General features: G+C 69.2%; 18 protein-coding genes. 10 read left to right on the plus strand and 8 right to left on the minus strand.

Going from position 1 to position 22,272, the window contains the following annotated elements:
* Positions 1-140: 140 nt before the first annotated feature.
* Positions 141-1,046, minus strand: a complete 906-nt coding sequence (locus DQP57_RS06950) for an NYN domain-containing protein (RefSeq protein ID WP_112632304.1) — start codon at positions 1,044-1,046, stop codon at positions 141-143.
* Positions 1,047-1,081: 35 nt separating this feature from the next.
* Here DQP57_RS06950 and DQP57_RS06955 point away from each other — a divergent pair, with 35 nt between their 5' ends.
* The gene (locus DQP57_RS06955) at positions 1,082-1,960 is read left to right on the plus strand and encodes an alpha/beta fold hydrolase (protein WP_112632305.1); all 879 of its coding nucleotides are present in this window, start codon (positions 1,082-1,084) and stop codon (positions 1,958-1,960) included.
* A gap of 14 nt (positions 1,961-1,974) precedes the next feature.
* On the opposite strand, the gene DQP57_RS06960 is transcribed toward DQP57_RS06955, so the two are convergent.
* On the minus strand, positions 1,975-4,188 hold the full coding sequence (locus tag DQP57_RS06960; RefSeq protein ID WP_112632306.1) for an FUSC family protein: 2,214 nt from the start codon (positions 4,186-4,188) through the stop codon (positions 1,975-1,977).
* Between the two features lie 111 nt (positions 4,189-4,299).
* On the opposite strand from DQP57_RS06960, the gene galT reads away from it, so the two are divergent.
* From galT to DQP57_RS06980, 4 genes are all read left to right on the plus strand, one after another.
* Positions 4,300-5,397, plus strand: coding sequence for a galactose-1-phosphate uridylyltransferase (gene galT, locus DQP57_RS06965; RefSeq protein WP_112632307.1), 1,098 nt, complete (start codon positions 4,300-4,302; stop codon positions 5,395-5,397).
* A complete protein-coding gene (locus DQP57_RS06970; protein WP_112632308.1) occupies positions 5,394-6,488 on the plus strand; it encodes a galactokinase in 1,095 nt (364 codons plus the stop codon). Before galT ends, DQP57_RS06970 begins: the two co-directional genes overlap by 4 nt.
* On the plus strand, positions 6,485-7,240 hold the full coding sequence (locus DQP57_RS06975; RefSeq protein WP_112632309.1) for a Mut7-C RNAse domain-containing protein: 756 nt from the start codon (positions 6,485-6,487) through the stop codon (positions 7,238-7,240). The genes DQP57_RS06970 and DQP57_RS06975 overlap by 4 nt, the downstream gene beginning before the upstream one ends.
* Before the next feature lie 184 nt (positions 7,241-7,424).
* Positions 7,425-8,111: a PAS and ANTAR domain-containing protein gene (locus DQP57_RS06980; protein ID WP_112632310.1), complete on the plus strand. Its 687-nt coding sequence runs from the start codon at positions 7,425-7,427 to the stop codon at positions 8,109-8,111.
* Between the two features lie 12 nt (positions 8,112-8,123).
* On the opposite strand, the gene DQP57_RS06985 is transcribed toward DQP57_RS06980, so the two are convergent.
* Both DQP57_RS06985 and DQP57_RS06990 read right to left on the minus strand, forming a co-directional pair.
* Positions 8,124-8,609, minus strand: coding sequence for a hypothetical protein (locus DQP57_RS06985; protein ID WP_112632311.1), 486 nt, complete (start codon positions 8,607-8,609; stop codon positions 8,124-8,126).
* A 40-nt stretch (positions 8,610-8,649) separates the two neighbouring features.
* Complete coding sequence (locus tag DQP57_RS06990; RefSeq protein WP_112632312.1) at positions 8,650-9,327, minus strand: LpqN/LpqT family lipoprotein; 678 nt, start codon at positions 9,325-9,327, stop codon at positions 8,650-8,652.
* A 202-nt stretch (positions 9,328-9,529) separates the two neighbouring features.
* On the opposite strand from DQP57_RS06990, the gene DQP57_RS06995 reads away from it, so the two are divergent.
* On the plus strand, positions 9,530-12,163 hold the full coding sequence (locus DQP57_RS06995; RefSeq protein ID WP_112632313.1) for a GH92 family glycosyl hydrolase: 2,634 nt from the start codon (positions 9,530-9,532) through the stop codon (positions 12,161-12,163).
* Between the two features lie 6 nt (positions 12,164-12,169).
* Here the strand turns inward: DQP57_RS06995 and DQP57_RS07000 are convergent, their stop codons facing one another.
* Positions 12,170-14,545, minus strand: coding sequence for a lysylphosphatidylglycerol synthase transmembrane domain-containing protein (locus DQP57_RS07000; RefSeq protein WP_112632314.1), 2,376 nt, complete (start codon positions 14,543-14,545; stop codon positions 12,170-12,172).
* A 167-nt stretch (positions 14,546-14,712) separates the two neighbouring features.
* On the opposite strand from DQP57_RS07000, the gene DQP57_RS07005 reads away from it, so the two are divergent.
* The gene (locus DQP57_RS07005; protein WP_112632315.1) at positions 14,713-15,663 is read left to right on the plus strand and encodes a class I SAM-dependent methyltransferase; all 951 of its coding nucleotides are present in this window, start codon (positions 14,713-14,715) and stop codon (positions 15,661-15,663) included.
* 2 nt (positions 15,664-15,665) lie between these two features.
* The gene (locus tag DQP57_RS07010) at positions 15,666-16,613 is read left to right on the plus strand and encodes a class I SAM-dependent methyltransferase (RefSeq protein ID WP_112632316.1); all 948 of its coding nucleotides are present in this window, start codon (positions 15,666-15,668) and stop codon (positions 16,611-16,613) included.
* A 110-nt stretch (positions 16,614-16,723) separates the two neighbouring features.
* Here the strand turns inward: DQP57_RS07010 and DQP57_RS07015 are convergent, their stop codons facing one another.
* Positions 16,724-17,974, minus strand: coding sequence for an HNH endonuclease signature motif containing protein (locus DQP57_RS07015; protein WP_112632317.1), 1,251 nt, complete (start codon positions 17,972-17,974; stop codon positions 16,724-16,726).
* Between the two features lie 61 nt (positions 17,975-18,035).
* Positions 18,036-18,752: a TVP38/TMEM64 family protein gene (locus DQP57_RS07020; RefSeq protein WP_112632318.1), complete on the minus strand. Its 717-nt coding sequence runs from the start codon at positions 18,750-18,752 to the stop codon at positions 18,036-18,038.
* Positions 18,753-18,877: 125 nt separating this feature from the next.
* On the opposite strand from DQP57_RS07020, the gene DQP57_RS07025 reads away from it, so the two are divergent.
* Both DQP57_RS07025 and DQP57_RS07030 read left to right on the plus strand, forming a co-directional pair.
* Entirely contained in the window at positions 18,878-19,996 is a 1,119-nt protein-coding gene (locus tag DQP57_RS07025) for a T6SS phospholipase effector Tle1-like catalytic domain-containing protein (protein ID WP_112632319.1), read from the plus strand.
* Positions 19,997-20,009: 13 nt separating this feature from the next.
* Positions 20,010-20,576, plus strand: a complete 567-nt coding sequence (locus DQP57_RS07030) for a phospholipase D-like domain-containing protein (RefSeq protein WP_112632320.1) — start codon at positions 20,010-20,012, stop codon at positions 20,574-20,576.
* Here the strand turns inward: DQP57_RS07030 and recD are convergent.
* A complete protein-coding gene (gene recD / locus DQP57_RS07035; RefSeq protein WP_112632358.1) occupies positions 20,569-22,266 on the minus strand; it encodes an exodeoxyribonuclease V subunit alpha in 1,698 nt (565 codons plus the stop codon). The genes DQP57_RS07030 and recD overlap by 8 nt on opposite strands.
* Positions 22,267-22,272: the final 6 nt, after the last annotated feature.

The following is a 22,272-nucleotide window of genomic DNA, read 5'->3' on the forward strand; positions in this document are numbered from 1 at the left end:
GACGGTCTCCTTGGTTCCGCAGCACGTTGCGGACGAGTGTGACGCTAATGTATGGCCACCGCGCGGGGGTGTCAACGATATCGCGGGCTATCCGGCTCCAGCGCCATACATCAGAGGCAAAATGCATGGCGGCGGAGCGCTCAGTCGTGCGCGCGCAGCCGCACCATCCGCGTCGTCGAGGTCTCGTCCAGCTCGACGAGGTCGGACCGGGATCGCAGGAAGTCGCTGAACGAGCGGAATCCCAGGGACCTTTCGCTGAACGACGGGTCCATCCGCTTCATCTGAGCCTTCACCGCGGAATTGTGCAGCCAGTCGACGTCGTCCTTCTCCAAGCCGATCCGCAGGGCGCGCGTGAGCAGCGCGGTGGCGGCGGCCTGCGGATCGGGCTGCTCCTCGGGCTCGTCGGGCTCCTCGCGTCTGGCCGCCTTGCCGCGGCCGGCCGCTTTCTTCGGCTTGGCCGCCTCCGCGTCGGCGGGCGCGGGCACCGGCACGCCGGGCAGCGCGTCGTAGATGACGAACTCGTCGCAGGCCGCCGCCAGCGCCCGGCTCGACGCGCCGGCCACCCCGATGCCCACCACGTACCGGCCGAGCCTCTTGCAGCGCTGGGCCAACGGGATGTAGTCGGAGTCCCCGGCCACGATCACCACGTGGGTCAGGTCGGGCAGCCGGAACATGTCCTCGACGGCGTCGACCGCCAAGCGGATGTCCGCGCCGTTCTTGCCGTACGCCGCCGCCGGGAACAACTGCACCAGGTCGACGGCGCGGCCCACCAACTGTCCGCGATACCCGGCGTTGATATCGGCCGACCAGTCCGCGTAGGCCCGCGTGAGCACCAGGGTGCCGAAGGACGACGCGAAGTCGAGGATCGCGCCGACGTCGACCGTCGCCCGGTCCAGCCGCTCGGGCTGCTGCTCGAGGCCCTTGGCCTTGTCCCGTTGGAACGAATTCCGCCCGTGAATCTGGTCATATCGGGAGATCACGACGTTGTCGAAGTCGAGGTAGACGGCGACGCGGGTCGCAACCGGTTCGGTCATGCCCTCGATCATTGCCGAGCAGGGCCAAAGCGGGTACCCAGACCCACATGACTGAGGTGAAGGTTCTCGAACTACACGGCGATCGCATCGCGTACCGCGACGAGGGGGAGGGCGAGGCGCTGCTGCTCATCCATGGCATGGCGGGCAGCGCGGAAACCTGGCGGTCGGTGATACCGCCGCTGTCGAAGAAGTTCCGGGTCATCGCCCCGGACCTGCTCGGCCACGGCGAGTCGGCGAAGCCCCGCACGGACTATTCGCTGGGCGCATTCGCGGTCTGGCTGCGTGACTTCCTCGACGAGCTCGGCGTCAGCCAGGCGACCATCGTCGGTCACTCGCTCGGCGGTGGGGTGGCAATGCAGTTCGTGTATCAGCATCCCGACTACGCCAAACGGTTGATCCTGATCAGCAGCGGCGGGCTGGGCCCGGACGTCGGATGGGTGCTGCGGCTGCTCTCGGCACCCGGCGCGGAGCTGGTCTTGCCGATCATCGCGCCGCCACCCGTCCTGTCCGTCGGCAACACGCTGCGGTCCTGGCTCCGCAGCGCCGGCATCCAGTCGCCGCGCGGCGCCGAGCTGTGGAGCGCCTACTCGTCGCTGTCGGATGGCGAGACACGCCAGTCGTTCCTGAAGACGCTGCGATCGGTCGTCGATTACCGGGGACAGGCCGTCAGCGCGCTCAACCGGTTGCGGCTGCGCGAGGAGTTGCCGGTGATGGCGATCTGGGGCGAGCGCGACGGCATCATTCCCGTCGCCCACGCGTACGCCGCGCACGAGGCGCGCGCGGACGCCAGGCTCGAGGTGTTGCCCGATGTCGGCCACTTCGCGCAGGTGGAGGCGCCCAATCGGGTGGTTGAGCTGATCGAGGACTTCATCGCCACCGGGGAGCCCCGGGATAGCGAAACGGAGCAGCCTTTCCAGCCGAGCTAGCCGCCCGTCCCGGATCAGCGTGACGCGGGGCTGGCGGTCTTGACGCTTTCGCGCCCACCGAGATTGGTGGCTGCGGTGATAATGGCGCGCTCGATCTGGCGCAGGGCGTGCACGGCGGTGAGGAATCGCCGGGTGTCGGGGTCCATGGCGGTGCGGCCGTCGCCGTCCTGTTGCCGGGCCACCGTCTCGGCGGCGTCGAGTTCGTCGGCGGCCGAGACCAGCGTCGGGGCGTGGCCCCCGTCGATGGCTTCCTGCAACGCTTCGATGTTGCGCCGCGTCTGGTCGGCGGCCGCCGAAAAGACTTGCGCCAGTTCCGAGGCGAGCGCGGGTGACCCGAGCGGACCCTGATACTGCTCGGCGCTGCGCGCCAGGCTTCGGCCGTAGCGGTCGCAGGCGGTGAAGATCCGCAGCGCGCGGCGGATGCTGCGCCGGCCGGCCAGCCCGGCGACGCCGGCCAGCAACGGCTTGGCGGTCACCCGGAACTGCTGCAGGTCCCGGCCGACCTGACGCGCCTGCTCCGAAGGGCCGGCGCTTCCCGCCTCGCCGAACATCGTCGCGGCCGAGACCTCGATCAGGGCCGCTAGGCTCGTCAAGAAGGCCCGGGTGTCGACCCGTATCGCCGTTCTGGTGTTGGTCGGCAGCACCACGACGGCCACGGTCGCCCCGATGACGGCACCGATCGCGGTTTCTTCGATGCGCAGCATCAGCACGCCGAACGAGAATTGACCGAGCAGGCCGTACAGCAGCGCGAGCATCGTGGTGATCCAGAACGTCATCAAGCTGTACGTGACCGTCATGAAGTAGAAGGCGCAGAACAAGCACACGAAGATGCCGGCCAGCGCGGCGGTCTTGTGCCCGGTCAGCAACGTGGCCACCAGCACGCCGCAGGGCACGCCGAGCAGCGTCCCGATCAGGCGTTGCCAGCCCTTGGTCAAGGTTTCGCCCCAGGAGTTGGTGCCGGCGAAGATGACGAACGCGGCGATCACCGCCCAATACCAGCGCGCGGGCGACACCAGCTCGCCGACGACGATGGCCAGCGACGCGGCGATACAGACCTGGATGGCTTGCCGGGTGGTCGGCGGCAGCCCGGTGGGCTGTTCTTCCTCGCCGGCGTCATCGGCGGCGTCGCTCTCCGCCGCGGGGGAGGCGTCGGCGTCATCGAGGGGGCGCCCGGTGGTCGCGCGGTCGACGATCGCCCGCACGTCGGAAGTCGCTGTGGCGGCGTTGATTATCGCCAGGGCCAGGCGCCGCACGGCCGTGTTGCCCGCGTCGTCCGGGTCCGAGGCGGGGTCGCACTGCTCGTCCAGCAGCCGCTGCGCCTGGTCGGCGGCGCGGCGCAACCCGTCGGGTTCGGGAAGCCGGATCGCTCGCGCCAGTTGGGCCAGCGCGTCGTCCAGCGCGGCCCGGGTGGGGGCGGGGATCGAGTCCGGGGCCTCGCAGACAAGCACGGCGGCCCGCCGACCGGCGGTGGCGACCCACTCGATGGCCAGCTCGGCATCGAGCAGCCAGGGGGCCAGTTGCTCGGCGGTGACGCCGGGCCACAGCGTGGCGGGGTCGGCCTTGTCCTCGATCTGGCTCTGCACCAACAGGGCGGTCTCGTTGAGCCGGATGGTGCGGGCCCGCATGCGGCGGCGCCGCCGTTCGTCGAGGCGGCCGGTCCGCACCGCTTCGGCCGTGGTGTCGATGACGATCGCCATCCGGGCGCGCAGGGCCCGCACGGTGTCGCGCAGCACCCGCTCGGGTCGATCGGGCATCACATAGGCGCTCATCACGAACGTGCACACCGTGCCCACCGCGACCGCCCCGATCATCCAGGGCAGCTCAGCGAGGCGCGCCCGCAGATACAGCGTGAAGAAGTAGGACATGAACGCGACCATGCCCAGCGCCCTGCCCCGCGCCCCGAAGCGCCGGATGTATGCCGCGGTGAAGACCACGATCACGAAGACGACGTCGCTGGCCACCACGTGCGGTGCCAGCACCGCGGCGGCGGTGATGGACACCGCGGCCGGCAAGGGCAACAGCGCCATGGTGATTCGCTGCTGGCGCGGGTCGGGTTCGTTGACGGAGCGCGACGCGACCATGGTGATGACGACGCCCAGCAGGGCGACGGTCAGGGGTTGTCCCGTCGCCCTGGTCAGAATGAAGAGCGCCAGCAACGACAGGCCGAGCGCGGCCGTCGTCCGAGTCGCCATGCGCAACCGAAGCAGGCCAGGGTCGGAGCCGATCACCCAATTGCGGGCGCGTTCGTACAGAACAGTTATTCCGCTGACCCCTCTCGTGCGCTTACCCCCCATGGTTACCCGAACCGCGCCGCGGCGACCAAAGTAGTCTTCGACATCGTGACCGAGCCGACGCGCGCGAAGCTGGCCGACGGTCGTGAGCTGCTGTTCTTCGCGTTGCCGGGGCATCGGCCGGCGCCGGTCGAAGACCGCAGGCCGCTGCCGGCGCGCGCCCCCGAGCAGTCGCAGTTGCGGTTCGACCGGACCACCGGGCAGTGGGTGATCATCGCGGCGTTGCGCCAGGACCGCACCTACAAGCCGCCGCGACAGGCGTGCCCGTTGTGCCCGGGCCCGACCGGGCTGACCAGTGAGGTGCCCGCACCCGACTACGACGTCGTCGTCTTCGAGAACCGATTCCCCAGCCTGTCCGGAGCGCTGCCGTCGTCGCCGGCCTCACCGCCCGTGCCCGGCGATGACGGGTTTGCGGCCGCGCCCGGGCACGGCCGCTGCGAAGTGATCTGTTTTTCCGCCGATCACACCGGATCCGTCGCCCAGCTCGAGCCGGCGCACGCGCGGCTGGTCGTCGAGGCGTGGCGGCATCGCACCGCCGACCTGATGGCCAGGCCGGGCATCGAGCAGGTGTTCTGCTTCGAGAACCGCGGCGAGGAGATCGGGGTGACGTTGACCCACCCGCACGGTCAGATCTACGGCTACCCCTATCTGACGCCGCGCACCGCCGCCATGCTGGAGCAGGCGCGTGCGTATCGAAAGCGGCACGGCGGCAACCTGTTCGGTGACCTGCTGGCCCGTGAGGTCGCCGACGGCAGCCGCGTCGTCGCGGGCAACGAGCTGTTCACCGCGTTCGTGCCGTTCGCGGCGCGCTGGCCGGTGGAGGTGCACATCTACCCGAACCGGTTCGTGCGCAACCTGACCGAACTCGGCGAGGACGAATCCGACGCGTTCGTCGATGTGTACCTCGACGTGCTCAAGCGTTTCGACCGGCTGTATTCCGCGCCGCTGCCCTACATTTCGGCGCTGCACCAGTACGCCGACACCGCGGCCCAGGCCGAGGGTTATTTCCACGTCGAGCTGATGTCCATCCGGCGCAGCGCCACCAAGCTCAAGTACCTGGCGGCCTCCGAATCGGCGATGGACGCCTTCATCGGTGACGTCACGCCGGAAAGCGTGGCCGGGCTGTTGCGGGACCTCGCGCAATGACCGCGCCGATCCGCTACGCCGCCCCGGGGCGGATCAACCTGATCGGCGAACACACCGACTACAACCTGGGTTTCGCGTTGCCCATCGCGCTACCGCAGCGCACCGTGGCGACGTTCGCCCCCGCCGACGACGACGCCATCACCGTTGTCAGCGACCGCGCCGATGCTCCGGTGCGCGTTCGGATCGGCACCGTTCCCGGCGAGGTGGCCGGTTGGGCGGCCTACGTGGCCGGGGTGATCTGGGCGCTGCGCCAGGGCGGCCACCCGGTGCCCGGCGGCACCATGTCGATCACCAGCGACGTGCAGATGGGCTCCGGCCTGTCGTCGTCGGCGGCGCTGGAATGCGCGGCGCTGGGTGCGATCGCGTCGGCCGCGGATGTTCGCATCGACGCCAAGGACCAGGCGCGGCTGGCCCAGCGCGCCGAAAACGAATACGTCGGCGCGCCAACGGGTTTGCTCGACCAGCTTGCCGCCCTGTTCGGCCGCGAGGCCACCGCGGTGCTGATCGACTTCGCCGACCTCGCGATCACGCCCGTCGTTTTCGACCCGGCCGCCGCGGGTGTTGCGTTGTTGCTGATCGATTCCCGGGAACGTCACAGCCACGCCGGCGGCGACTACGCGGCGCGGCGCGCGTCGTGCGAGCGGGCTTCGGCCGACCTGTCGGCGTCGTCGCTGCGCGAGGTCGCCGATCGTGGGCCCGCCGACCTGACGGCGGTGCGCGACCCGGTCGACGCCCGCCGCGCCCGCCACGTGCTCACCGAAAACCAGAGGGTGATCGATTGCGTTGCGGCGCTGCGCAATTCGGACTACCCCGCGGCGGGGCGGATCTTCACCGCCTCGCACGCCTCCATGCGCGACGACTTCGGGATCACCACCGAGCGCATCGACCTGATCGCCGACACCGCGGTGCGCGCGGGCGCGCTGGGGGCGCGGATGACCGGCGGCGGCTTCGGCGGCTGTGTGATCGCGCTGGTGCCAGTGGACCGTGCGGATGCGGTCGGCGCGGCGGTGCAGCGGGCCGCGGTCGACGCCGGATTCGAGCGGCCCGTCGTCACCCGAACCCGCGCGGCCGCGGGCGCGGGACCTGCGTGAGCGAGCCGACCGGCTACGTCGAAGTTCGGGCATACGCCGAACTCAACGACTTTGTCGCGGCGCCGTTGCGCGGGCACACCGTGCGCCGCCCCTTCAAACCCCACCAGAGCGTCAAAGACGTGTTGGAGGCGATGGGGATTCCGCACACCGAGGTCGACCTCATCCTGGTGAACGATGTCGCGCGAGGGTTCGATTACCGCCCGGCCTTCGGTGACCGCATCGCCGCCTATCCGGTGTTCGAGGCGCTCGACATCGGCCCCACCGGCAGGCTTCGGCCCGTGCCGTTGCGCGACCCGCGCTTTGTCGTCGACGTGAACCTCGGCCGGCTCGCGTGGCTGCTGCGGCTGTTCGGGTTCGACGTGTGGTGGTCGAACGATGCCGATGACCAGACGCTGGCCGAGATCGGCGGCGCGCAGCGGCGCATCCTGCTGACCCGCGACCGCGGGCTGTTGAAGCGCCGCGCCGTCACCCACGGGCTGTTTGTTCGCCCCGACGACCCGGAGGAGCAGGCGGTCGCCGTCATCCGCCGGCTCGATTTGCAGCGACGGCTGGCGCCGCTGAGCCGGTGTGTGCGCTGCAACGGGCTGTTGACCCCGGTCGCCAAGGGGGACGTCATCGATCAGCTGCAGCCGCTGACCCGCGAGCACTACGACGACTTCAGTCGGTGCGCGCAATGCGGCTGGATCTACTGGCCCGGGTCGCACCACGCGAAGCTGGTCGACCTCGTCGAACGACTGCGGCGGCGGATCTGAACGCCAAACTTACTCGCCCGGCAATTTTTACATTCCGGGCATGACCACTGGTCAGAAAATGTAACCTAACCGCCATGTGGGTATCCCACTCCTGCATGTCCAGTACCGGTTTTCCCGCCCGGGCGGTAGCGATCCAGCAGCGATCGCTACCGAATTTTGGCGCCCACCACGCGAAACGCCAGCCATGGCTTGGAAACTAGACAGCCACGCCGCCGCGATCGAGCGCGGCCTGGCCGGTGCGACCCCGCAATGCGCGGGCTGGTTCCGCTTCTACTTCGAAGGCCACCGCTGGGAGTGGTCCGACCAGGTCCAGCGCATGCACGGGTACCAACCCGGCACCGTGACACCCACCACGGAACTGGTGCTGTCGCACAAGCATCCGGCCGACCGTCCCCAGGTGACCGACTGCATCAACGCGATGATCAGGCGCCGTCAGGCATTCAGCACGCGGCATCGCATCGTGGACACCGCCGGCATGATCCACCACGTCCTGGTGGCGGGCGACCCATTCTGCGATGACGACGGCACCGTCGTCGGAACGCACGGCTTCTATATCGAAATCACGCCGACACCCGCCCGCGGCCGCGAGGAATCCATCAGCGCGAAGGTCGCCGAAATCGTCGGGCGCCGCGGTGTGATCGAGCGGACCAAGGGCATGCTGATGCTGGTCTACGGCATCGACGAAGACGCCGCGTTCAACATGCTCAAAACGCTGTCCCAGTCGGGAAACACGAAGCTCGGACTGCTCGCCCAACGGATCGCCGAGGACTTCTCGGCGCTGGGCAAAGAGGTCATCACCGCGCGCTCGCGATTCGACCAGCGCCTGCGAGGCGCGCACCTGCATGAGCCCGAGGGCGGCGACACCATCTGAGCGGGTGCGGTGCTATGGCGCCGGACTCAGCCGAACCGCACCCAGATGCAGCCGGTCGACCGCCTCGGCGAACTCGTCCCGGCTCGGTATGCGCTGGTCGCGGAACTTCAATCCGATCATGCGTTGTGCGCGCTGGACGCCGTAGGACTCGGCGCAGCGCACCAACAGGTCGGACACGACGGCCCGGTCTCGGATGAGCTCGCCGCGCATCGCCGTCATCTTGCCGGCGTACACGACCTGGACGGGTCCACCGTCGCGGAAGTTCTGTTTCCACGGGTTGCCGGTCAGCGCGTAAAGCTCACCGTCAATCACATGGGCGCTCAACGGGATTGAATAGGCGCGTCCCGTCTTGCGTCCGGTGAAGCTCAGCACCATGAACTGGTTGCGGACCAGGCTGGCCAGCGGACTGCGCAGCAAGAACCCCATCATCGGATTGACCAGACGCATCAGCGCCGACGGCGGGTGCCCGGCATCCACCGCATATGACTGCTCTGTCATGCGTTCACCGTAGGGCCAACCCGGCCCCGCGGCGCCCGTTTCAGCCGGTGATGGTGGTCTGGTCGTCGATGATGCTGGTGGCGTCCATCAGCGGGCCCTGATCGCTTTCCAGCCCGTCGGCGTTGAGCTGCAGCACATAGACCGCGCCCTGACTGGGGATCACGACCGTTTTCTGCGCGATCACCCGGGTCTGGCCGCCCCGCTGGTAGGTGCCGCCCACCTGCCAGGCCTGGAAACCGCCGAGCGTGGACGCGGAGCCGTTGCCGCCGCCCTGGTATCCGGGCAGGTTCTGCACCTCGCCCGGGGCGTATTGGATGAGCTTCGCCGGATCGACATTGCCGCTCAGCTTGGAGAACAGCGCCGAAACCGTGGGCGGGTCGGCGGGATTGGCGGGCTGGCTCTGCACGATGCCGCCATAGGAGGTGCCGGAATTCTGGTTGAGTTGCCAGCCGGCGGGCACCGGGAGGTCGACGTTCGGGCCGGGATCGCCGTGGTGCACGGGCGTCTCGGCGATGTTGTTGTCCTTGACGTAGTCGGCGATGGTGTACTTGGCCTTCGCCGCCGACGCCGCGCCGCTTTGCGACGACGTGGAGGTGGCCGACGACGTCGTCGTCGACGTGGACGTCGACGTTTTATCGCCGGATTTGTGGTCCTGGCCGCAACCGACGAGCGCCAAAGTCAGCGCCACGGAAATGGTTGCTAGTGGCAAATGTTTCATCGATCCGATCTCCCAAGAATTGGGCCGGTACCAGCGCCAGCCGTGCTGGGCATGACACTAACGGAAAAACACAGTCGCTTTGCCGGTATCTTTTGGACTTTCTCGTGGCGCCGCCACGCGGCGCCAATAGTTATCCAATTCGCCGGCCGAAACGCCACACGAATACGGCATTTTCCGGTCCGGTTCGGAGTATTAGACAGGTATGCGGTCGCGGCGGGCCCTCATTGCGGTCATCGCGGCGTCGGCTGTGTTCATGGTCTTCATCGCCGCGGCCCCACCCAGGGGGTACGACGGCCCGCCGCTGTTCGTCGCGAATCCGGTCGACCACGTTGCGACGCTCATCGGCACCGGGACGGGCGGCGAGACCGTGGGGGAGATCAACAATTTCCCGGGCGCCACCGTCCCCTTCGGGATGGTGCAGTACTCGCCGGACACCGTCGGCAACTACGCCGGCTACAACTACGACAACCCGCGCGCGAGCGGGTTCAGCATGACCCACGCCTCGGTGGGATGCGCTGCGTTCGGCGACATCTCGATGCTGCCGGTCACCGGCGGTGTCAGCGCCCAACCCTGGAACACCGCCGAAAGCATCGCCCATGACGACAGCGAGCAGGGTGTGCCCGGCTATTACACGGTGCGGTTCCCCGGGACCGGGGTCAAAGCGGAACTCACCGCCACCGCGCACACGGGCGTCGGCCGGTTCAGCTATCCGCGCAACGGCCGGCCCGCGGTGCTCCAGGTGCGCTCCGGCTCGTCGCTGGCGGGCAACTCGCGCGCGACCATCCAGATCGGGGAGGACAACACCACGATCACCGGGTGGGCCACCAGCGGGGGATTCTGCGACAAACCGAACGCCTACACGGTGTATTTCGCGATGAAGTTCAACCGGCCCTTCACCGCATACGGATCCTGGGATGGCGCTGCCGTCTATCCCGGCGCCCGCAGCGCCAACGCGCCGTACAGCGGCGGCTACGTCGAATTCCCGGCCGGCTCGACGCTCGAGGTGCGCACCGCGATCTCCTACGTCGGCATCGAGGGGGCCCGGGCGAACCTGGCGGCCGAGGGTGCGGCGGGCTTCGACGACGTTCGCGGCGCCGCGTCCCGCGAATGGAACGCCGTGCTGTCCCGCGTGTCGGTGGCCGGCCGCAACGCCGACGATCTGACCACCTTCTACACCTCGCTGTATCGATCGCTGTTGCACCCCAACATGTTCAACGACGCCGACGGGCGCTACGTCGGGTTCGACGGCGCCATCCACACGGTCGCCGCGGGCCACACGCAGTACGCCAACTTCTCCGATTGGGACACCTACCGCTGCCTGGCGGCGCTGCAGGCGTTGCTGTTTCCGGAGCGGGCCAGCGACATGGCCCAATCGCTGGTGAACGACGCCGAGCAGAGCGGCGCCCTGCCGCGCTGGGCGTTCGCCAACGCCGCGACCGGCGAGATGAGCGGGGACAGCGTGACCCCGCTGATCGTGAACCTGAACGCGTTCGGGGCCAAAGACTTTGACGTCAAAACGGCGCTGCGCTACATGGTGGACGGGGCGACGAGAGGCGGCGTAGGCCTGGCCGGCTACATCGAGCGCCGTGGCATCGGCACCTACCTGCGGCTCGGCTATGCGCCGTTCACCTTGGAGTTCGGCCGCAACGGCTGGATCGCCGACGCGTCGATCACCCTCGAGTGGTCGGTCGACGACTTCACCATTTCCCGATTCGCCGACTCGCTGGGTGACGCCGCGACCGCCACCGAATTCGCGAACCGGGCGCAGTATTGGCAGAACCTGTTCAATCCCACCACGCGATACGTCTTGCCCCGCAGCTGGACCGGGTTCTTCCGTCCCGGTCCCGGGTTCGTGGTGGCCCCGGAGAACTTCGGCCAGGTCGGGTACGACGAGGGCAACGCCGAACAGTATGTCTGGTCGGTGCCACACAACGTGGCGGGACTGGTGACCGCGCTCGGGGGCCGCGCGGCCGTGGCCGACCGGCTCGACCGGTTCACCGAGAAGCTCAACGTCGGCCCCAACCAGCCCTACCTGTGGGCCGGCAACGAACCGAGTTTCGGTGTGCCGTGGCTGTATAACTACATCGGTCAACCGTGGAAGACTCAGCGCACCGTCGACCGGGTGCGCGGGCTCTTCGCCCCGACCGCCGACGGTGAACCGGGCAACGACGACCTGGGGGCCCTGGCCAGCTGGTACGTGTGGGCGGCGCTGGGGCTGTACCCGGCCACTCCGGGGGCGCCGATCCTCACCGTCGGCGCACCGCTGTTCGACCGTGTCGAAATCGCGCTGCCGGCAAACAAATCCCTGCGGATCGTCGCCCCGGGCGCGTCCGGACCGCACCACCTCAAATACATCAGCGGCCTGAAGGTCGACGGCCAGGCCACCGAGCACACGTCGCTGCCCGAGTCGATCATCCGCACCGGCGGCACGCTGGCATACTCGCTTGCCGCCTATCCCGATAAGCGCTGGGGCACAGCGCAATCCGACGCGCCGCCGTCGTATGGGGCGGGCAGCTCGGCAGTGGCGGTCAACGTCGCCCAACCCGTCGTGACGATCGCGCCGGGGCACACGGGCACCGTCACCCTCGATGCGCAACGCATGACCGACACCGCCGACGGTTACACCGTCGCGGGCACCTCCTCGGACGTCGGGATCAGCGTGCAGCCGACATCGGGCCGGTTCGGGGCCGACGGCTCGGCCAGCGTCACCGTTCCCATCACGGTCGCGCGGTCGGTGCCCGAGGACTATTACCTGGCGTCGGTGACCACCACCGTTGGCCACAGCGTGCGCACCGCAACGGTTCTCGTGGTCGCGCAGGCCGAGTCCGAAAGCTAGGCCCCCTCAGACCATCTCGTTGGCGGTCAGCCACCGCATCACGGGCCAGCCGACGAATACGGGCAGCCAGCAGGTCAGCATGCGGTACAGCAGGACCGATGGCACGCCGACGGCCGCCGGCACGCCGAAGGCGGCCAGCCCACCGATCAACGCCGCCTCGACCGCCCCGACACCGCCGGGCGTGGGGGCCGCGGAGGCCAGCGTGCCGCCGACCATGGTGACCACCGTGACGGCGACGAAAGTCGTTCCGCCGCCGAAGGCTTCGATGCTGGCCCACAGCGCCAGCGCCGCGCCGAGGGTGGTGCCCGCACAACCCAGCAGGATCAGCGCCAACCGCTTCGGTTCCCGGGCTAGCTTGACCAGATCGGTCACCACCTCGTTCAGCTTGGGGCGCACCTCGGTCGCCAGCCACTTGCGCAGCGTGGGCACGAACAGGAACGCACCGATTATGCCCAGCGCGATCCCGGCGATCAGGTACAGCAGCGTCGCGCTCGGCACGAAATGCCGCAGGTTCATCGACGCCCCGGCGGCGGCGCTGAACAACACCAGCAGCGCGAGGTGGGCGATCACCTGTACCGACTGCTGCAGGGCCACCGCCGCGGTGGCCCGCATCGCCGACAGGCCGCTCTTCTGCAAGAACCGCGTGCTCAGCGCCAGCCCGCCGACACCCGCCGGGGTGGTGGTTGCGGCAAAGGTGTTGGCCACCTGCGCGATTGACAGCGTCCAGAAGTTCACCATGCCGTCGGCGCAGGCCCACAGCGCGGCGGCCGCCCCGACGTACGTCAGCGCCGACACCAGCAGGCCAAGCAGCGCCCACCACCAATTCGCGGTCCGCAGCTGGGAGAAGAATGTCGGCGCCGTGCTGATGAAGGGGTACGCGACATAGACCAGCGCGCCGAAGAGCACCAGTTGCACGATCTGGCTGCGGGTGAACCTGGTGATGGTCTGGGGCTTGATCTGATCGGCGCCGGTTTGGCGCTTGACCTCGGCCCGCGCGCCGGAGATGACGGTTCCGGCGTCCGGTATGGATCTCCGAATAAACCGCGGCACAGCGACTTTCGTGAGCCGGCGGGACGCGGAAAGGATGGTGTCCTTGCCGAACACCTCGATCGCCGCGCGCACCGCGGACTTCGGCTCGTAAAGCGCGGACGTCGTCACCAGCAGCTGCGCGATGTCGGATTGCAATTGGGCGTCGGTGGCCCCGTATTCGGCGCTGCCGAAACCGCCGAACATCACGGTGTCGTCCTCCACGGTGATGTGGTGGCTGCGCAGATCGCCGTGGGCGATCTGGTGGTCGTTGAGGACGCGCAGCGATTCCCACAGCCGGGCAACGGGAGTCGCCGTCGCGCATTCGTCGATGGGGGTGCCGCGAGGGGGCCGGTGCGAATACAGCATCCAGCCCCGGTCCAGCGGCGCGACCGCGACCGTCGCCGTGTTGGCCAGGCCCGCGTCACCGATGGCGATCGCCATCAGCGCGCGGTGCTCCACGGCACGGCGCATGGAGGTCACCAGGGGCGCGGTTTCGGCGTCGCGCAGCTTGAGCTTTCCCCAGAGCTGGCGCAGCGCCCCGCCGCTGCGCTGATGCGGGCCGTACAACTCGATCAGCGCCGTGTCACCGAGATGTTCGCCGTCGGCCGTGAGGATCAGCGGGCCACGGCCGGCCGGCCGGACCACGGTGAGCCGCGAGACCGCGAAGCCGGCCTTGGCCAGGGCGCGCACCGCGGCGTCCAACGGCACCTCGAGCGCCGGCGTGCCGACGACGAGCACCACCAGCGCGCCCACCACCCACCCGACCGCCAGGCCCACCAACGAGCGCGCCGGGACGATGGCGCTGATCACCAAGTGGATGGGCACGAAGGCCAGCAGCAGGGCCCACCACCAGTGCCGCCAGCGCGCCGGCAGCCAGGGGCCCGAAACCGTCAGCACCGCCGCCAGCATCCCGATCCAGCGAGGGTCGTCGAGGAATTGCGCCGGAACCGTGCTGAGCCGATCGTGAACGTCGAAGTGCCACCGTGGTGAGGCGATGCCGCTGGCCCTGATCGACAACAACACGTTCGCGCTCAGCCCCGCGGTGGCGTAGGCGCCCAGCAGTTTCCACTGCCCGGCGACGATCAGCCCGATGAGGATCATGAACGGCAATGCCACGATCGCCAATCCGTAGATCAGGTACACCACGTCGGATTGGGTCGGCGACAAGACGCCGACGATCTGCGAGACGGATTTCTCCAGCGCGATCCACTGCGGTCGGGTGACCACCGAACCGGTGATCACCAGCGCCAGGAAAAGCACGGCCAGGATCAGGCGCAGGATGTCGTTGGTCCGCCGGGTCAACGGCTGCAGCAAGTCGCCGGAAACGATGATGTCGCGCCCGTCGACTCGCATGTATTGAGGATCCTTCGGCTTCGCTCGGCACCGCTGGCGCCGTGCTTTCGGCCTGCGCAGTGGCCCGCCGACAAGTTAACGCAATACCCGGTTCGTTGACAGCTCCCACTCATCCGGCGCGCGTAGGGTCGGGTAGGTAGGTGTGCTAGCGAATTGGGGGCAGCGGCGTGGCCAGGACGGACGACGACAGCTGGGAGATCACCGAGAGCGTGGGCGCGACGGCGCTCGGCGTGGCGGCAGCCCGGGCCGCGGAAACCGAGAGCGAGAACCCGCTGATCAGCGACCCGTTCGCGCGGGTGTTTCTGCAGGCCGCCGGGCCGGGCATGTGGGACTGGTTCGCGGCCCCCGATCTGCCCGCCCAGATCGCCGAGATCGACCCGGACCTGAAGCCGCGGATGCAGGGGATGGTCGACTACATGGCCGCGCGGACGGCGTTCTTCGACCGGTTCTTCCTCGATGCGACCGGCGCGGGCGTGCGGCAGGTGGTGATCCTGGCGGCGGGGCTGGACTCGCGGGCGTGGCGGCTGCCCTGGCCGGACGGCACCACGGTGTACGAGCTGGATCAGCCGCGGGTGCTCGATTTCAAGGCCTCGACGCTGCGAGACGAGGGGGCCGAGCCGACCTGCGAGCTGGTCAGCGTTCCCGTCGACCTGCGTCACGACTGGCCGTCGGCCTTGCAGCGGGCGGGATTTGACGCCGACGCGCCCAGCGTGTGGTCGGCCGAGGGACTGTTGCCGTTTCTGCCGGCGGCCGCCCAGGAGCTGTTGTTCGAGCGGGTACAGGCGCTCGGAGCACACGGCAGCCGGATCGCCGTGGAGGCGCCCGGTCCCGACTTCCTCGACGAGGACGCCCGCGACAGGCAACGCCAGACCATGGCGCGGGTGCGCGACCTGATGGCCGAACTGGATCCCGATCGCGACATTCCCGACGTGCAAGACCTGTGGTACTTCGAGGAACGCGAAGACGTGGCCGACTGGCTGGGCCGGCACGGCTGGGACGTGACCGTCACCGCGGCGCCGGAGTTGATGGCCGGCTACGACCGCAGACCACCACAAGACATCGACGACGCCACACCGCAGACGCTGTTCGTGTCTGCGCAGCGGACGGAAGGAAACTGACTGTGCCCAGAACCGACAACGACACCTGGGAGATCACCGAAAGCGTGGGGGCGACCGCGCTGGGGGTGGCCTCGGCCCGCGCGGCGGAGACCCGTAACGAAAACCCGTTGATCTCTGACCCATTCGCGCAGGTGTTCCTCGACGCCGCCGGGGATGGCGTGTGGAACTGGCATTCCGCGGCGCAGTTGCCGGCCGAGATCATCGAGGCCGAGCCCACGTTGCCGTTGCAGATGCAGTCGATGGTCGGCTACATGGCTTCGCGCACAGCGTTTTTCGACAAGTTTTTCCTCGACGCCACCGGCGCAGGCATTCGCCAGGCGGTGATCCTGGCGGCCGGCCTGGACGCGCGGTCCTGGCGGTTGCCGTGGCCGGCGGGCACGACGGTCTACGAACTCGACCAGACCAAGGTGCTGGGCTTCAAGGCGGCCACGCTGGCCGAGCACGGGGCGCGGCCCACCTGCGACCGCGTCGCGGTGCCGGTGGACCTGCGCCACGATTGGCCGGCGGCGTTGCGGGAGGCGGGGTTTGACGCCGACGCGCCCAGCGTCTGGTCGGCCGAGGGATTGATGCCGTATCTGCCGGCGGCCGCCCAAGACCTTTTGTTCGAGCGCATCCAGGGGCTGACCGCGCCCGGCAGCCGGGTCGCCGTGGAGGCGTTGGGCCCGAAGTTCCTCGACCCGCAGGCCCGCGCCAAGCGTCGCGAGCGGATGGACCGGATCCGCGCACTCATGGCAGGCGTGGACCCGGACCGGGAGATACCCCGCACCGACGAGCTCTGGTATTTCGAGGAACGCGAGGACGTGGGCGAATGGTTCGGCCGCCACGGCTGGCAGGTGACCGTCACACCGGCCGACGAGTTGATGGCCGGCTACGGGCGTGCGGCGCCCGAGGAAGTGCGGGACTACGTGCCCGGCAATCTGTTCGTGGCGGCGCAGCGCGCGGCGAACTAGCGCAGTTGATCCTTGCGTCGCCTGATCTTCGTCGTCACAGTTTGAATTGTTCGGTGCTACAAGGCGTTTGAGCGCGATCGGGCGCTGGCGTTGCGTGGCCGCCAACCCGGCTAGTTGGGTGTCGGTGGTGGTTGGGGTTGGAAGGGTGTGTACCACCACCATTGGGCGCGTTCTCCGGTCGGTCCCGGGCACGGCGCGACGGTGGGTGGGGGTGTGGTGGGTGGGCGGGCCAGCGATCCCGGGCTTAGCACGCGCCCGGCGTCGTCGGTGATCACAAGTGCGTGTGCGGGTCCGGTGATCTCGAGGCTCCCGCGATGGTGTAGCCGGTGATGATACGGGCAGAGCAGCACCAGGTTGGTCAGCTCGGTGGGGCCGCCGTCTTCCCAGTGCCGGATGTGGTGGGCGTGCAGGCCGCGGGTGGCGCCACAGCCGGGGACCGCGCAGGCGCGGTCGCGGTGCTCGAGTGCGCGGCGTAGCCGCCGGTTGATCAGCCGCGTGGTTCGCCCGGCGCCGATGACCTCGCCGTGGCGTTCGAACCAGATTTCGGCGGTGGCGTCACAGGTCAGGTATCGGCGTTCGGCGTCGGTGAGCAGCGGACCTAGATGCAGTGCTGCGGCGGGCTTGTCGACATCGACGTGCACCACCACGGTGGTCTGCTGTCCGTGCGGGCGGCGCGCCGCCTCGGCGTCCCAGCCGGCCTCGACCAGGCGCAGGAACGCCTCCACCGTGTTAGGCATCGGGGGCCGCTGATCCAAGGCGCCCGCGCCCGCGCCGCCGTCGCGTTGCCATTCGGCGATCAGCGCCTCGCGGTGGGCGGCCACCGCGGCGTCGAACTTCGCGGCATCTAGCTGGCTCAGGGTGATCCGATAACAGCTGCCCGCCTCGGTGGCGGTCGTGGTGAACGAGCCCTGGGGTTCGGGTCCGGGTGGGGGGTCGGGGCGGGGTTCGAGCTTGATCGCGGTGCGCAGCTGAGTCACCGTGGCCACGTTGGCCAGCTGCTCGTAATGGGCATCAGATCCCGCGCCGGCGCGTGCGGCGATGACCCCGACCTGATCGACCGACAGCCGGCCCTCCCGCAGGCCTTGAGCGCAGCGCGGGAACTCTTGGAGCCGGCGCGCGATGGTGGTGATCGTGTGCGCGTTGGCCGGCGAGCAGCCCGTCTTCCAGGCCACCAACGCCGACACCGACCGCGCCCCGGTCACCCCGCACAATTCATCGCGATCGATCTCGGCCACGATCTCCACGATGCGCCCATCGATCGCATTGCGCTGACCGCTCAACTCCGCCAGTTCGTCGAAGAGCACCTCGAGACGTTCCTTAGGGGACGCTTCGACGCTGGCTGCAGTCGCGGTCGGGGACATGACGCAATCATCGCAGCCACCACCGACAAGTTCCGGGCCGCCGCGGGAGGCGGAATCCGATTCAGCCGGACGTATTGTTGTCTTTCGCGTGCCCGCGCCATTTTCGGTAGCCGCGGTGCGCCGCGAACGCGCCGACGATCGCGCTCACGCACCACACCGCTATCGCCGCGTAGGCCAGCGGCGACGACCGATTCCCGATCGAGGCGCCCAGCGCGGTGTAGGCGAAAGCCCGCGGAGCCGAACCGATGAACGCGCCAACGGCCATCTGCCACACCGGAACTCCGAACGCCCCGAACGCGTACGAGGCGAGCGCGTCGGAGATGCCGGGGACGAAGCGCTGGCCGACGACCGCCCACAGTCCGCCACGCCCGATCAGTGCGTCGATGCGATCGGCCCGGGCGCCGCCCAGCAGTGCGCGTGCGCTGTCGCGACCGGCGCGGCGGCCGACGAAACTCGCGACGATCGCGGTGCCCACGGTCGCGCCCAGCGTCACGAAGACACCCAGTAGCGGACCGAACAGCAACCCACTGCCCGCGGCCAGTATCGAGCCCGGAACGAACAACGCGCCCACCACCGCCGAGACCACCACGTAGGTCAGCGGCGCCGCCGGGCCCGTGGCCGACACCACGCCCCGGATCTCGTCGATGTCGATCACCCGCGCCACGGCCACCAGATAGAAGACCACGGCCAGAAACCCGGCGAACACGGCCAGCCGCACGACGTGGGCCCGTCGCGAACCGGGCCGCGATGCCGATGGGGGAGCGTCGTGGTCGTCCATGTCGACCGCGATTCTTCCGCACCGCCGCGCGCGCACCCCACCCGGCTATTTCGAACACGCCGCGGGGCCGATCGCCGTAGAGTTCGGCATATCGCCGGAGTTGCACCCCGTGAGAGGCGTTCCCGATGACCGAGCGGCCCGAGCCACCGCAAGGCAAGCGGATCGTCGTCTGCCTGGACGGCACCGCCAACCAGATCGGGGCCGGCAATCTCACCAACGTCGCCAAGCTTTTCGAGCTGCTCGACAAGAACGACCCCAGCACGCAGCTGGTCTACTACGACCCCGGAGTGGGCACGCTGGCGCCGGCGGCCGCGCACTCGGCGGTGCGTCGTTCCGTGTCGCTGCTGATCGAGAAGGCGTTCGGCGCGGGCCTGAAAGACAATGTCGCACAGGCGTACCGGTACGTGATGGAGCATTGGCGCCCCGGCGATGCGGTGTACATCTTCGGTTTCAGCCGCGGCGCGTACACGGCGCGCGCCCTGGCGGGCATGCTGCTGCGGCCGGGGCTGATGCGGCCGGGTTCGGAGAACCTGCTGCCGTACGCGATCGAAAAGTACGCCATCAACCGGGATTTCACGCAAGACGAGTTCGACCGGTGGGCCGAGTTCGCCCGCGCGTTCTGCTGGCGCACCGACGGCGAGCCGCTGTTTTCGACCGTGCGCCAGAACAGTCCGAATCAGGTGTGGCGCTACGCGGTGCCGGTGGCCTACCTGGGCCTGTGGGACACCGTCAAGGCGGCCGGCTTCCTGCGGTTCGGCACCCTGAGATGGCCCTATACGCGGTCGCTGCCCAACGCGGCGCGCATCCGCCACGCCGTCTCGATCGACGAGCGGCGCCGGCCCTACCGTGAATATCTCGTCCAACGGCATCCGCAAGGGCTGGAAGAGCGCTGGTTCGCCGGCGTGCACGCCGACGTCGGCGGCACGTTCATGCCGGACCACCGGCTCGCCACGATCGCCCTGAAGTGGATCGTCGACGGGGTCGTCGGCGACCTGGCGATCGACGCGGACGCCTATCGGGCCCAGTGCGCGATGACCGAAGACTTCGCGGGCGCGCCGATCCACAGCAACGGGAAGCTGTGGTACCTGGTCGGTCGCCGGCGCCGGCCGATGGGTCCCGACGCGCTGGTGCATCCGAGCGTGCTGGTGCGCCGACGTGACGATCCGGGCTACCTGCCGGACCTGACCGCCGAGCAGCAACAGCTCAGCGCAGACCCGAAAGACTGGATGTCGCCCGCGTTGTAGAGGAGCAACCGCCATGGCACTGAGTTCGCTGACCGAGCTGGACCAATACAAAGCCGCGCCCTTCCCGCCGGGCTATCCCGACACCACGCGGACGTTCTACAGTCCGGTCGACCGGGTGCACGAAGCGCTCAAGTCCCTGTTGACGTCGGCCACCAAGACCATCGTCGTGGCGATGTACGGATATGACGACGTGGAACTCAACTCGGTGCTGCAGTCGGCGCTGAACGACGAAAAGATCTACGTGCAAATGAGTCTCGACTCCACCCAGGCCGCCGGCAAGTCCGAGCGCGCCCTGCTGGCCCCGTGGCTCAACGACAAGGTCGGCAACAGCATCGCGATCGGCCACAGCGAGAAGTCGGCGATCATGCATTTGAAGATGGTGATCATCGACGGCGTCGACGTCATCACCGGCTCCACGAACTGGTCCACCGGCGGGGAATCCAAGCAGGACAACCAGCTCACCGTGATCCGCGACCCGTATGTGTGCGCCGAGGCCCGCTCGCGGATCGACATCATTCACGACGGCATGCTCAAACAGATGGTCGCGCAGGCCCGATCCGCCGGCCCCGCGCCTAGCTGACCGACCGCAGTCGCTGCCGCAATCCGGTGGCCCGCAGCGCCCGGCGCTGGATCGCCGCGCGGACGGATGCCTCGGGGCCCACCACGCGCACCCGGGTTTTCGCGCGGGTCACCGCCGTGTAGAACAGTTCGCGCGTCAGCAGCCGCGAATCCTCCGGCGGTATCAGCACCGTCACCTCGTCGGCCTGGCTGCCCTGGCTCTTGTGGATGGTCATGGCGTGCATGGTCTCCACCTCGCCGAGCCTGCTGGTCGCGAAATCCAGCGGGCCGGTCGCGCCGGCGATGACGGCCCGCAGGCCGTCCGGACCGGCCACCGTCACGCCCGTGTCGCCGTTGTAGAGGCGCAGCCCGTAATCGTTCGCGGTCACCAGCAGGGGACGCCCGGCATACCACTGCGACCACGCGGGCTGGCCGGTCGCTTCGCCAATCCACTTCTGCACCTGGGCATTCCAGTGCGTCGCCCCGTAGGGTCCCTCGCGGTGCGCGCACAACAACCGGTGTTCGTCGAGCGTGGCCAGGGCCTGGGGCACCGCGCCCAGCAGCGCGGCCGAGCGCAGCCGCAACGCGTGCGCAACCAGCACCTCACGCAGCCGGTCGGCCGGGCGCTCGGAGTCCACCCACTCGACGTGCTCACCGCCGGCCGCCAACAACTCCAGGACGCGGTCCGCGTCACCGGCCCGGATCGCCTCGGCCAGGGCGCCGATCGACGTGCCGTATCGGTGCGGGGTGCGCAGGGCGGCCACCCGGACATCGTCGCGACCGGCCAGCCCGTCCACCAGGTCGGCCAGCACCGCGCCCGCTTCCACCGAGGCCAACTGGTCGGGGTCACCCACCAGGATCAGCCGGGTGTCCGGCCGGACCGCTTCGACCAGCCGGGCCATCATGGTCAACGACACCATCGAGGTTTCGTCGACGACGATGACGTCGTGTGGCAGCCGGTTGCCGCGATTGTGCTTGAACCGCACCGACGTATCCGGCCGGGGTCCCAGGAGCCGATGCAGCGTGGTTCCCGCAAGACCCGTCAGCCGCACCCTGTCCGCGGCGGGCAGCTCCTCGATTCCCGTGGCCACCGCCTCGGCGAGCCGGGCCGCCGCCTTGCCGGTCGGTGCGGCCAGCGCGATCCGGGGACGCGGCCGGCCGGCGCGCTCGGCCTGTTCGACCAGCAGGGCGAGCAGGCGGGCGATCGTGGTGGTCTTGCCGGTGCCGGGCCCGCCGGTCAACACGGTCAGCGCCTGCGACACCGCGATCGCGGCGGCGGCCCGCTGCTCGTCGTAGCCGGCCGGGAAAAGCCTGTCGTAGGTGGACGATTCGACGGCGGCGGGCGCCACCGAAAGCGCCAGCAGGTCGGTGCAGACCTGCTCCTCCTCGAGCCAGTACCTGTCGAAGTACAGCAGGTCCCCGAGCAGCCGCAGCACCGGCGGCGTCTGCAGCAGCGCGCTGCCCCGCACCGCCGCCATCCAGTCGTCGGCGTCCGGCCAGGGCAGGTCGGACACGCTCACCTGGGCGGGCACCGCGCGCAGATCGACGCACACCGAGCCGCCCCGCAGCGCGCGCACCACCAGGGCGACCGCGAGCGCCACCCGCTCGTCGGGCTCGCTGGTGAGTGCGGTAAGCCGTTGCGCCACATGGATATCGGCCGGCTCGAAAACACCGGCATCGCTGAACGTGCGCAGCAGCCCGGTCGCAAACATGGCTTC

It is taken from the genome of Mycobacterium colombiense, assembly GCF_003284935.1.
GTDB lineage: Bacteria > Actinomycetota > Actinomycetes > Mycobacteriales > Mycobacteriaceae > Mycobacterium > Mycobacterium arosiense_A.